This is a genomic window from Streptomyces sp. SID486, assembly GCF_009865385.1.
Taxonomy (GTDB): domain Bacteria; phylum Actinomycetota; class Actinomycetes; order Streptomycetales; family Streptomycetaceae; genus Streptomyces.
In genome coordinates this window covers 1-11,644 of sequence record NZ_WWJT01000409.1, presented here as the reverse complement: position 1 = coordinate 11,644, position 11,644 = coordinate 1, and the positions used below count along the sequence as shown (strand labels likewise).

12 protein-coding genes and 1 pseudogene are annotated in these 11,644 nt (G+C 72.4%); 7 read left to right on the top strand and 6 right to left on the bottom strand.

What is annotated here, in order from left to right; all coding sequences use genetic code 11:
- The 3 genes and pseudogenes from GT045_RS19780 to GT045_RS19770 form a co-directional block, all read right to left on the bottom strand.
- Positions 1 to 703 (bottom strand): annotated as a pseudogene (locus GT045_RS19780) (PD40 domain-containing protein); the annotation flags it as partial.
- Positions 679 to 2,460 carry an N-acetylglutaminylglutamine amidotransferase gene (locus tag GT045_RS19775; protein WP_161334952.1) on the bottom strand — a complete coding sequence of 594 codons (1,782 nt, stop codon included), beginning with the start codon at positions 2,458 to 2,460 and terminating at the stop codon, positions 679 to 681. The pseudogene GT045_RS19780 and the gene GT045_RS19775, both read right to left, overlap by 25 nt.
- 188 nt (positions 2,461 to 2,648) lie before the next feature.
- Positions 2,649 to 3,842 (bottom strand): glutamate--cysteine ligase, encoded by a 1,194-nt coding sequence (locus GT045_RS19770; RefSeq protein WP_161334951.1) that lies wholly within the window; start codon positions 3,840 to 3,842, stop codon positions 2,649 to 2,651.
- Positions 3,843 to 4,153: 311 nt separating this feature from the next.
- Between GT045_RS19770 and GT045_RS19765 the strand changes: the two genes are divergently transcribed.
- The 5 genes from GT045_RS19765 to GT045_RS38975 all read left to right on the top strand — a co-directional run bounded on the left by GT045_RS19765 (position 4,154) and on the right by GT045_RS38975 (position 6,712).
- On the top strand, positions 4,154 to 4,390 hold the full coding sequence (locus GT045_RS19765; protein WP_161286904.1) for a DUF2945 domain-containing protein: 237 nt from the start codon (positions 4,154 to 4,156) through the stop codon (positions 4,388 to 4,390).
- A 5-nt stretch (positions 4,391 to 4,395) separates the two neighbouring features.
- On the top strand, positions 4,396 to 4,737 hold the full coding sequence (locus tag GT045_RS19760; protein ID WP_161334950.1) for a DUF3140 domain-containing protein: 342 nt from the start codon (positions 4,396 to 4,398) through the stop codon (positions 4,735 to 4,737).
- Between the two features lie 116 nt (positions 4,738 to 4,853).
- Positions 4,854 to 6,071 carry a spore photoproduct lyase family protein gene (locus tag GT045_RS19755; protein ID WP_161334949.1) on the top strand — a complete coding sequence of 406 codons (1,218 nt, stop codon included), beginning with the start codon at positions 4,854 to 4,856 and terminating at the stop codon, positions 6,069 to 6,071.
- Between the two features lie 66 nt (positions 6,072 to 6,137).
- Positions 6,138 to 6,494, top strand: coding sequence for a PRC-barrel domain-containing protein (locus GT045_RS19750; RefSeq protein WP_161286901.1), 357 nt, complete (start codon positions 6,138 to 6,140; stop codon positions 6,492 to 6,494).
- Between the two features lie 44 nt (positions 6,495 to 6,538).
- Positions 6,539 to 6,712 carry a hypothetical protein gene (locus tag GT045_RS38975; RefSeq protein WP_202514882.1) on the top strand — a complete coding sequence of 58 codons (174 nt, stop codon included), beginning with the start codon at positions 6,539 to 6,541 and terminating at the stop codon, positions 6,710 to 6,712.
- Between the two features lie 21 nt (positions 6,713 to 6,733).
- Here GT045_RS38975 and GT045_RS19745 read toward each other — a convergent pair whose 3' ends face one another.
- Positions 6,734 to 7,948, bottom strand: a complete 1,215-nt coding sequence (locus GT045_RS19745; RefSeq protein ID WP_161286900.1) for a fused response regulator/phosphatase — start codon at positions 7,946 to 7,948, stop codon at positions 6,734 to 6,736.
- Entirely contained in the window at positions 7,945 to 9,525 is a 1,581-nt protein-coding gene (locus GT045_RS19740) for a sensor histidine kinase (protein ID WP_161334953.1), read from the bottom strand. Before GT045_RS19740 ends, GT045_RS19745 begins: the two co-directional genes overlap by 4 nt.
- A gap of 117 nt (positions 9,526 to 9,642) precedes the next feature.
- On the opposite strand from GT045_RS19740, the gene GT045_RS19735 reads away from it, so the two are divergent.
- The gene (locus GT045_RS19735) at positions 9,643 to 10,008 is read left to right on the top strand and encodes a hypothetical protein (protein ID WP_202514881.1); all 366 of its coding nucleotides are present in this window, start codon (positions 9,643 to 9,645) and stop codon (positions 10,006 to 10,008) included.
- Between the two features lie 3 nt (positions 10,009 to 10,011).
- Positions 10,012 to 10,443, top strand: coding sequence for a response regulator (locus tag GT045_RS19730; protein ID WP_161286899.1), 432 nt, complete (start codon positions 10,012 to 10,014; stop codon positions 10,441 to 10,443).
- Positions 10,444 to 10,627: 184 nt separating this feature from the next.
- Here the strand turns inward: GT045_RS19730 and GT045_RS19725 are convergent, their stop codons facing one another.
- Positions 10,628 to 11,578, bottom strand: coding sequence for a sensor histidine kinase (locus tag GT045_RS19725; protein WP_161334948.1), 951 nt, complete (start codon positions 11,576 to 11,578; stop codon positions 10,628 to 10,630).
- Between the last annotated feature and the right edge of the window lie 66 nt (positions 11,579 to 11,644).

Genomic DNA, 11,644 nt, shown 5'->3' with positions numbered 1-11,644 from the left:
GGCCGAGTCCGCTCTCGTCGTGGGGCGGCGCGCCGAGGAGCACGGCGTCACCGTCTCCGCGCGGCCGGCCGGACGGCAGGCGATCGGCGGTCAGCCCGGAGCCGGCGGGTCCGGACTCGGCCGCCGCGGTCTGGGGCGCAGGCGGGACGGTGGGGACCGCGACGGTCACCGCGACGGCCGATCCGTCGTGCGCCCAGCAGCCCAGATGGGCCGAGCTGCCCGGCTCGGCTCCGGCCAGGATGTGGCGGTCGGTGCCGTCGGGGCGTACGCACAGCACCCTCAGGTGTTCACCGCCACCGGGGGCGGTGGTGTAGGCGATCCAGCGGCCGTCGGGCGACCAGGACACCTCCTGGACGGGGTCCGGTTCGGTGTCGAGCAGCCGTGTCTCGTCGCCGTCGACGGACCCCACCCACAGCTGGGGTACACCGCCCCGGTCGCAGATGTAGGCCACCTGGTTGCCGGCGGGGTCGGCCGAGGGGTACCAGCAGCCGTGCGCGACGAGCCGTGTCGGGGCATCGCGCGGTCCGGCGGCGTCCGGCAGCGGGATGCGCGCGGGGGCGGCGAAGGCGCGGGTGCGGCCGTCCGCGGCCGGTGGTGCCGGGCTCGCCTTCGCCGTCGGCCGCCCGGTGGCGGTGGCCGTGCCCGGGCCGGCCGTGGGCCCCGTCGCGCGCCGGTCGGTCAGATTCCGTGCGTCTGCAGCCATATCTCCAGCAATGCCACCTGCCACAGCGCGTTCGCTCCGCGCTTGGTGCGGTGTCGGTCGGGGGCGGCCAGGAGTTCGGTGAGGTAGGCGTCCTGGAAGAGTCCGCGCTGCCTGGCCTCGGGGGCGTTCAGTGCCTGGCGGACCCGGTCCAGGACCGGCCCGGCCATGTGCATGATCGCCGGGACCGGGAAGTAGCCCTTGGGCCGGTCGACCACCTCGGGGGGCAGCAGCTTGCGGCCGGCGTCCTTCAGGACGCCCTTGCCGCCGTCGGCCAGCTTCAGCTCCGGTGGGCAGGCCGCCGCCAGCTCCACCAGCTCGTGGTCGAGGAACGGCACGCGGGCCTCCAGGCCCCAGTCCATGGTCATGTTGTCGACCCGTTTCACCGGATCGTCCACGAGCATGACGTGGGTGTCGAGCCGCAGGGCGGCATCGAGGGCCGTCTCGGCCCCGGGCGCCGCCATGTGCTCCCGGACGAACCGGCGGGAGACGTCGTCGGGTGGCAGCATGTACGGCTGGAGGATGGCGGAGAGGTCGGCGTGCGACCGGTCGAAGTACGTCTCGGCGTACGTCTCCGGCTCGTCCTCCCGGGCCGCGGAGGCGAGTTGCGGGTACCAGTGGTAGCCGGCGAACACCTCGTCCGCGCCCTGGCCGCTCTGCACGACCTTCACGTTCTGGGCCACCTGCTCGGCCAGGAGGTGGAACGCCACCACGTCATGGCTCATCATCGGCTCGCTCATGGCCGCGACCGCCGCGTCCAGGGCCGTCGACACGCGTTCCGACGGGACCATCAGCTGGTGGTGGTCGGTGGCGAACTCCTTGGCGATCAGGTCGGAGTAGCGGAACTCGTCGCCTTCGACGCCGCCTTCCGACTCGAAGCCGACGCTGAAGGTCGCCAGGTCCCGCTGCCCCTCGTCGGCCAGCAGGGCCACGATCAGGCTGGAGTCCAGGCCGCCCGAGAGCAGGACGCCGACCGGCACGTCGGCGACCATGCGGCGGCTCACCGCGGTGCGCAGCGCGTCGAGCACCGCGTCCCGCCACTCGCTCGCGCTCATGCCCGCGTGCTCGGGCCGGCGGGTGTACGACGGCTGCCAGTAGCGGTGGTCCTGGTGGCTGCCGTCCGGCTCGACGGTCCGCACGGTGGCCGGCGGGAGCTTGCGCACCCCGTTCAGGATCGTGTGGGGTGCGGCCACGGTCGCGTGCCAGCTGAGGTACTGGTGGACGGCGACCGGGTCGAGCGTGGTGTCGACGTCGCCGGCCGCGAGGAGGGCCGGCAGCGAGGAGGCGAAGCGCAGCCGTCCGGCGGTCTGCGCGAGGTACAGCGGCTTGATGCCGAGCCGGTCGCGTCCGAGGATCAGCCGGCCGGTCCGGTGTTCGACCAGGGCGAAGGCGAACATGCCGTAGAAGCGGTCGACACAGGCGGTGCCCCACTGCAGGTATGCCTTGAGGACGACCTCGGTGTCGGAGGTGGACCTGAACCGGTGGCCGAGGGCTTGCAGTTCGGCGCGCAGTTCGCCGTGGTTGTAGATGCAGCCGTTGAAGACGCCGGTGACCTCGTGCCGGTCGTCGGTCATCGGCTGCGCTCCGCGCTCGGAGAGGTCGATGATCTTCAGTCGGCGGTGCCCCAGCGCCACCGCGCCCCGGGACCAGGTGCCCTCGCCGTCGGGGCCGCGGGGGGCGAGCCGGTCACTCATCCGCTCCACGGCCGCGAGGTCGGGTCGTCCGCCGTCGAAACGCATCTCTCCGCTCAGACCGCACATCAGACAGCACCTCCGCGGTCTCGGTGCGGGGCCCGTGGTGCCGTGCCGTGCGCGGAACGGGCCGTCGGTGTCCGGTCGGGGCTGGGTGACATGGCGTGCTGTCCTCCTTCGTGCGCGAGCCCGTCGGATGGCTCGGGGAATCCTCGTGCGCGGTGCGGTCAGGGGCCGGTGCTGTCTGCCGGCGCGGGTCAGGGGCCGGCGATGCGTGCCGGGCGGGTGCCGGGGGTGTCCGGGGCGGGCCGCCTGAGGGGGGTGACGTGTCCGTCGAGTCCGGTGGCGGGCCGGCGGCGCCGGTCGGTGTCGCCGCGGGTTTCCGCGATCGCCAGGTCGGTGCAGGCCAGCAGGTCTTCGGCGGTGGCCGTGCGGCGCATGCGGTGGGCGGCGCTGCCCTCCTTGAGGGCGCGTTCGGTGAGGTCCCGGACCGTCTGCCAGTCCCCTGCGGCCTCCAGTGCCGGACGCACCCGCCTGAGCAGGGCGCGGACGACCTGCGACGCGGGCGCCTCGTGCCGGGTGTAGGGGTCGATGAGGGTGCCTTCGAGGCCGGACCGCGCGGCCCGCCAGGAGGCGGCGCGCAGCCACTCGTGCCGCCCTCCGCACGTGGGCAGCCGGGTGCTCTCCAGCCGCTCGCGGGCCTCGGTCACCAGGGCCCGGAAGAGCCCTGCGACCAGCACGACCGTCTCCGCGCGGGGGCAGGCGTCGCAGATGCGCAGTTCGAGGGTCTGCTGGTGGGCGGAGGGCCGAATGTCGTAGTAGATCATCCCCGGGTCGCTGATGACGCCGGAGTCGATGAAGCCCTGGACGGCGGTGTCGTACGCCGCCGCGTCGGCGAAGCACGCGACCGGGCCCGCGGTGGGCCAGCGCTGCCACAGCATGGTCCGCCAGCTGGCGTAGCCGGTGTCCGCGCCCAGCCAGAAGGGGGAGCTCGCGGACAGGGCCAGCAGGACGTGCAGCCACGGCGAGACCTCGCACATGATGTGGACGGCCAGATCCCGGTCGGGAGCGTCGACGTGCACGTGGGTGCCGCAGATCAGCTGCTCGTCCGCGACCATGCGGTACTGGTCGACCATCCGGCGGTAGCGGTATCCCGCGGTGGGCCGGATGTCGGCGGTGCTGGCCAGTGGGACCGTTCCGGCGGCGACCGCGGCGAGCCCGTGAGCGGTGGCGGCGGCGTCGAGCCGGCGTCTGGTGCCGACGATGTCGGTGTACAGGTCGCCCAGCGAGGTGTGCACACCGCTGTTCGTCTCCACGGTCGCCTGCTGCAGCTCGGTGGTGAAGGTCGGGCTCGGCAGCTTCTCCAGCACCGTGTCGGCTCGTGACACGAGCAGGCCCGTCTCCACCTCGACTATGTGGAACTCCTCTTCCACTCCGATGCGCACGGTCACGACACTCCTCGGGGTGACGGGCGAGGGCTTCGCGGCCCTCGCCCTGGGGAACCGCTCCCGGGTCGGCGGGCGGCGGGCGATGCCTCTCCGACTTCCCAGCTGGCCGATCACTAAGCAAAGGTGCTCCACGCAGGCCCGAATGCCCACGGACGAGCGGGCGGACCGCCGGGTGCGGACAGGTGCCTGCGACCTCCCGCGTGCCGAGCGCGCACCGCACGGGCAAGGTGGGTGGTGCACACCGTGCGGTGCACACCCTGTGGTGCACACCCTGTGGTGCACACCGTGAATCCCGGACAGAGCAGGAGCACGCCATGGCCAAGGGGAAGCACTCTTCGGGCGGGCGGGAGCCGGCCGAGGGCGACAAGGTCGCCTGGCGCAGTCACGGCACCGAGACCTCGGGCACCGTGGAGAAGAAGATCACCGAGCGCACCGAGGCGGCCGGCCGCACGGTGGCCGCCTCGCCCGACGACCCGCAGTACGAGGTGCGCAGCGACAAGTCCGGCCGGACGGCCGTGCACAAGCCGTCCGCTCTCAGGAAGAAGAAGTAGCCGGCGTGGCGGGCGCGGACGAGGACCGCGAGACCTGGGAGACCTTCCGCGAACTGGTGAACATGACGCCCTCCGCGCTCCGGGAGTGGCTGGGGACGGCGGACTCCCGGGCGGCCGGGCAGCACCAGGACGGCGGCGAGTCCACCGGTCATGCCTCCGGGCGGGCCATCGTGGAGATCCTCGGCAAGAGCAAGGGCGACCTCTCGGACGCGGACTACGCGCACATGCGCAAGGTGAACGGCTACGTCCGCCGTCATCTCGCGCAGCGCCCGGCCGGCGAGGTACGCGACACGCGGTGGCGTCACTCGCTGATGAACTGGGGCCACGACCCTCTCAAGGACGACTGAGGACCCGCCGCGTACGGCTCGGGCCGGGGACGCCGCGGGTGCGGCGGATGTCCGGAGGGAAGGTGCCTACAGTGGAGAGGATCCCCCCGACACCCTCACAGCCGAGCGGAGCGCGCATGAGGTACTCCTCCGCCGGACCGGACGACGGCGCCGACACCCTCTTCGACCTGGACGCGGTCGCCGCCGCGGCACCGGCAGGACGCGCGGACGTGAGAGGCGGGCGGGACCCGGGGCACGGTCCGGACGGCCGCTTCCCGTTCCGGGACTCCCCCACGGCCCGGCGCCTCCTTCCGGTGCGGACCGTCTACGCGGAACCGGCCGCCGCCCGCTCCCCGCGCGGCCGCGAGATCCTCGCCCGGTTCCCGGACGCGGAGCTGGTCGAGGTGGACTCCCACTGGCGCATCCCCGGACTGCACGGCAACGAGGGGAACGTCGACCGCTGGGTGCGGGTGAAGGGGGAGACGCTGGTCCTGGGCGTGCGGAAGACACTGACCACACGGCCCAACGGCCGCTCCGCCGACTGGATCGCCCCCGGCCCCTCCAACGGCTGCGCCATGGCCTGCGCGTACTGCTACGTACCGCGCCGCAAGGGCTACGCCAACCCGGTCACCGTCTTCACCAACATCGACGGCATCATCGCCCACCTGGGCCGCCACGTCGCACGCCTCGGCCGCAAGCCGGAGCCCAACCAGTGCGACGAGTCGGCCTGGGTGTACGACATCGGGGAGAACGGCGACTGCTCGGTGGACGCGCTGATCTGCGACAACACCGCGGATCTCGTGCGGGCCTTCTCCCGGTGGCCCTCGGCGAAGGCGTCGTTCGCCACCAAGTTCGTCAACCCCGACCTGCTGACGCTGGACCCGCGGGGCCGCACACGCATCCGTTTCTCGCTGATGCCCGTGGCCGACTCCCGGCTGCTCGACGTACGGACGTCCCCGGTGGACGAGCGGATCGCCGCCGCGGCGGACTTCCTGGACGCGGGGTACGAGGTGCATTTCAACCTCTCCCCCGTGGTGCTGCGGCCCGGCTGGGAGGATGCCTGGACCGAGCTGCTCGTCCGGCTCGACGACGTGCTGCCCGAGCGGGTCAAGCGCCAGGCCGCCGCCGAAGTGATCATGCTCACGCACAACCGGGAACTCCATCAGGTCAACCTGGGCTGGCACCCCCGCGCCGAGGAGGTGCTCTGGCGGCCGGACCTCCAGCAGGGCAAACGCTCCGAGAACGGCGCCCTGAACGTGCGCTACACCAACGAGGTCAAGGCGGAGGCGGTACGCACACTGCGCGACCTGGTGGCGGCCCGTGCGCCCTGGCTGCGGATCCGGTACGCCTTCTGAGGGCTTCGGCGCCGTCGGCGAACATCTCCGGCCCGTCAGTGGGTACCCCCAGCACAGGAGGTTCTGATGTTCGAGGCATCCGACATCCGCGAATGGCGGGGTCACGACGTGGTCGACGCGGACGGCCACAAGATCGGCGCTCTGGAGTCGGTCTACGTGGACACCGGCAGTGACGAGCCCGCTTTCGCCACGGTGACCGTAGGGCTGCCCACCCGTCGCCGGCTGGCGTTCGTACCCCTCGCGGGTGCGACGGTCGGTCCGGGCTACCTGAAGGTCGTCCACTCCAAGGACCAGGTGAAGAAGGCACCGTCGATCGACACCGACGGCGAACTGCCCGCCTCCGAGGAAGCGGCCGTCTTCGCCCATTACGAACTGTCCTACGAACCGGGCTCAGGCGGCGAACGGCGTCTGGGCCGCCGCTGAAACCGCCGAAGCCGCCCAAGCCGCCGATGCCGCCGGGAGATCCGATGGTCCTGTTCCTTTTGCTGGTCCTCGTGGCCCTCGTCCTGGGCATCATCGGGTTCGCCGTCCACGGCCTGTTCTATCTTCTGATCATCGGCGCTGTCGTCCTCCTCGCCGCGTTCGTCCTCGGGGCGGTGCGCCTTCGCCGGGGCGGGCGCAAGCACCGCATCGCCCGCTGACCGGCGCGGCAGGCGGCGTGCTCAGGGCGCGGTGCGCCAGGTGCCCGCTGTCTGCCCGGGAGCGGCGGTGTTCCAGTCGAGACGCAGGACGGCGAGGTCGTCGGTGTGCCGCTCGGCGTTGAGGGTGCGGGTCCGTGTGATGAGCTGATCGAGGTGGACGCCGGGATCGGGCGTGCGGATGGTGTCGATGATGTGCAGCAGACCGTCGACGCCGAGCCGGGCGCCGGTGCTGTCGGCAAAGCCCTCGATGAGGCCGTCGGTGTAGGCGATGAGCGCGCCACGGGCGGTCAGCGGGAGCGTGGTGGCCTGCCATGTGCCCAGTCCGGGCGCGATACCGAGGGCGATGCCGTGCGTCGCGGCGACCTCCTCGGTGCCCTCGTCGGTGACGAGGAGGGGCGCGTGGTGGCCGGCCAGGTGCAGGGTGGCGGTGCCCGCGTGCGGGTCCAGGGTGATCAGGGTGCAGGTGGTGAACAGGTCGCTGCCGGCGCGCTCGGCGTTGTGGATCTGTTCCAGGAGGTGCAGCAGTTGCTGGTCACGGTGGCCGCCGAGGGTCAGCGCGCGCCAGGCGATGCGCAGGCAGACGCCGAGCGCCGCGGCGTCGGGGCCGTGGCCGCTGACGTCGCCGATGACGGCGTGCACCTGCCCGTCGTCGGTCTGCACCACGTCCAGGAAGTCACCTCCGAGCAGGGCCTGCGCTCGTCCCGGGAAGTACCGGCTGGAGGCGGTGACGCCCGACGACGACAGCAGGGGCTCGGGCAGCAGCCCGCGCTCCAGGCGCGCGTTCTCCTCGGCGCGCAGCCGCCCGATCTGGAGGGCTGCGTTGGCGCGTTCGGCCTGCTTGCGCTGGACGGCGTAGCGGACGGCGCGCTGCATCAGGTCGGGTTCGACCTTGCCCTTGACGAGGTAGTCCTGGGCGCCGGCGGCGAGGGCGTCGACGCCCGCGCGGGGTTCGTCCAGTCCGGTCAGGACGATGATCGCGGAGTGGGTGTCGGCCTGGATGGCCTGCACGGTCTCCACGCCGGACGCGTCGGGCAGGTGCAGGTCCAGCAGAACGCAGTCGAGGGACGCCGAGGCCAGCGTCCTGCGCGCGTCCGCGGCCGTGCGGCAGCGCGTGAGGGTGTGCGGCAGATCGGTGTCGTAGAGGAGTTCCTCCACGAGGAGGGCGTCGCCGTCGTCGTCCTCCACGAGGAGGATGCGGAACCGGTCCTCGGCCCCCCGCTCTGACGGTCCCGTCACGGTTGCGTCTCGTTCCGGGCGGACGCGGATCCGTCGTCGCCCACGGCGGGGAGAGTGAAGATCACGCGGGTGCCCAGCCGGTAGCCGGAGTCGATCCTGATGGTCCCGCCGTGGAACTCCACGACCTTCTTGCACATGGCCAGGCCGATACCGGTACCCGGATAGGCGTCCTTGGTGTGCAGGCGCTGGAAGATCGCGAAGACCTTCTCGTGGAACTCCGGGGCGATGCCGATGCCGTTGTCACCGACCGCGAACTCCCAGGTGTCCCCCTCGCGTACGACACCGATGTGGATGTGCGGCTGCCGGTCGGGGCTGCGGAACTTGATCGCGTTGGACAGCAGGTTCTGCCACAGCATCCCCAGCTGGGTGGTGTCACCGACGACGGTGGGCAGCGCGTCGTGGGAGATCTCGGCGCCGGTCTCCTCGACGGCCACACTGATGTCGTCCAGGACCCGGCTCAGCACCTCTTCGAGGTCGACGGTCCGGTGGTCGTTGTGCACGCGGCCGACCCGGGAGAAGGCCAGCAGGTCGTTGATGAGGGTCTGCATACGGTTGGCGCCGTCGACGGCGAAGGCGATGTACTGGTCGGCCTTCGCGTCCAGCTGCCCGCCGTAGCGGCGTTGCAGCAGCTGGGTGAAGCTCGACACCTTGCGCAGCGGCTCCTGCAGGTCGTGCGAGGCGACGTAGGCGAACTGCTCCAGCTCCGAGTTGGACCGCTTCAGATCCTGTGCCTGCTCGTCCAGCTTCGTGCGCGCCGCCTCGCTGAACTGCAGTTCGCGCACCAGCCGGCGGCGCATCGAGTCCACGTCCGAGGCCAGTCGTCGCAGGTCGGCGGGGCCGCTGCCGGTGATCGTCCGGTCGAACCGGCCCTGTGCGACGTCCCGGGCGTCCGAGCCCAGCCGGCTGAGCGGACCGGTGACGCCACGGCGCAGTCCCTCGAAGACGAGCGCCGCCACCAGCACGATGACGCCGGCGATGATGGCGAACATCCAGTTACGCAGGGTCTGCGCCCGGCCGAGTTCCCGCCTGGCCTCCGTGCGCTCGCTCTCCAGGTGGTCCTGCTGGCGGGCCAGGGCGCCCCGCAGCGCGTCGAACGTGGTCTTGCCCTCGGTCGCGCGTCGTGTGGCCAGCTTCACGGCGTCCGCCGCGGAGGCGGTCGCGACGGGCCGGGCTATGCGCTCGTGCCAGGTGCCGGCCAGTCGCTCGACGTCGGCCAGGTCGGCGACGGCGCGGGCGTCGTCCCGGACCAGCGTCCGCAGATGCCCGAGAGTGGTCTCCTCGGCGCCGGCACCCTGCCGGTACGGCTGGAGGAAGTCCGGGCGGCCGGAGAGTCCGTAGCCCCGGACGCCGGTCTCCTCGTTGACCAGGGCCTGCTCCAGGCGCATCGCGTCGATCAGGGCCGGCGAGCGCCTGTCGACCAGCTCGGTGGTGAGCTGTGACGTACGCCACATACCCCAGCCGCCGAGTGCGCCCAGCACCGTCAGGACCGCCAGAGTGGTGGCGACCCCGACGCGCAGCCAGCGTCGAGTCGTCCAGCGGGACCGCGTGCCCTCGGGATCGGACGGCTCGGTCTTCATGGCGGCGCGCATGTCTCCCTCGGGGATCGGATCATGATTGTCGTACGGCAAACACACTGTACCCACGGGTGACAACACACGTTGTCCCCTCCGAGATCAACGCCGTACTCTGGTGCCATGCGTGGTCCCGTCTCACCTTCCCAGTCGTCCGGAGAGACGCTCGCGCTGGTGACTCAGGTCGTGGACGAGCTCACCCGGCGTCTGGCACCCGACACCCTGCCGGCGCCGTCGGCTCACCGCGACACCCTCGACCAGGCCCGTCGCCAGGCCCTGGCGCGGCTGCGTGTCCTCACGGGTGTCAAAGAGGCACTCCGGCACCTGGAGGACCAGGCGGCCCGGGCCGCGGCCGACGGCGGCGCCGGCTATCCCGATATCGGCCGGGCCATGCGCATGAGCCGCCAGGGGGCCCGGCGCCGCTGGCCCGGGCTCGTCACCGACAGCACACCCCGTCCGAACCATCGCCCGACATACCGGAGCTCGTGAATCATGGCTGCCGCCGCAACCCGCCCCTACGACGTGCTGCTGGTCGAGGACGACGTCGCCGACGCGATGCTCATCCAGGACGCCCTCACCGAACGGGGCACACGCCATCTCTCCCAGGTCTCCGACGGCGTCGAAGCCCTGGAGTACCTGCGCGACCCCGACAACGAGCGCCCCGACCTGATCGTCCTCGACCTGAACATGCCGCGCATGAACGGCCGTGAGTTCCTGGCCGTGGTCAAGGAGGACGCCGACCTGCGGACCATTCCGATCGTCGTCCTGACGACGTCCGCCGCTCCCGACGACGTCACCGGCGCCTACCACCACCACGCCAACGCCTACGTCACCAAGCCGGTGAACCTGGAGGAGTTCGAGGCCGCGGTCCGCAGCATCGACGCCTTCTACCTCGACGTCGCCGTCAAGCCCCCGAAGGAGTAGGCGAGGCCCCGCAGCGCCGTACGGCATCGCGCCCTGCGCTCCTCCCCCTGCCGGGCGGGAGCGCGGGGCGCGGTGCCGTTCGGCGGCGTGCCGGGCGTTCGGCGGGTGCTGGGCATGCCGCTCACCGCGCGCCTGCCTGGGGCATCGCGAAGCCGTGCGGCGGCACCCCACCGCACGGGGACGGTCAGCCGAGGCGCACGTGCAGGCGCACGGTGAGCCCGGAGGGCAGCGTCCGGGTCTCGACGAGGTCGCAGAGCTGGTGCATCATCCACACGCCCCTGCCGCCGGCCGGGGAGAGCGGATCGGGGCGGCGGCGGCCGACGAGGGGGTCCGTCAGCCCGCCGGGATCCTGCGTCTCGGCGACGAGGGTGTCCGCCGTGCGCCACATCCTCAGCGTGCCCTGGCCGCCGCCGTGGCGGACCGAGTTGGAGGCGGCCTCGTTGATGGCCAGCAGCCAGTCGGTGCGGCGACGTGGTGACAGACCCGCCGCCTGCGCCCAGTCGGTGGCGGCGTCGCGTACGGTCCCGAGGCTCCGCTCACCGAAGTGCAGGACGACCGGGTCCGCCGGATCGGGCAGCGGTGTGTCGCAGTCACGGCAGACCGCCAGCGGGTCGGCGTAGTGCGGGCTGTCGCTGCGCTCGCCGGGTCCGCCGAGGACCGGGTGGGTGCGCCGCGCCTGCGCCGGAATCGGCTCGGGCAGAGCGGTGTCGTAGGGGCACAGGACGGTCGCGTGCCGCCCGGCGAAGGCCAGGTTGACGAGCGCCTCGTGCCGGACGGCCTCCCGCACCTCCGCAGCGGTGCGCCCCCGCCAGACCGGCTCGCTCACGATGCAGGGGTCCCGGTCCGCGTGCCGGTCGGCGAAGTCCTGGAGCAGCGACAGGATCCGCCCCGGGTTCCGTCCGGCCTGCCGCATGTCGACCCAGGTGACGTCGCCGGGGGTGGGCCCGAGGACGTCCCGGAGTATGCGCAGGCGCTCCTCGGGCACGGCGACCAGCAGCGGCCGGCCACGGCCGGCTTGCGCGCGGACGAAGTCTCCGACGCCCTTCAGGTACTCCTCCGGCGAGGCGTGGAGAAGAGCGGAGTGCCGGAAGGCCGCGGCCCGGACCGGCCCGCCCGGCGGCGCGTTCCTCGTCACGGTCCGGCCACCTCCCTGCGCCCGCCCGGCCCGGGGAAGGGCCTCGCCACGGCGTGCGGTGCCGGC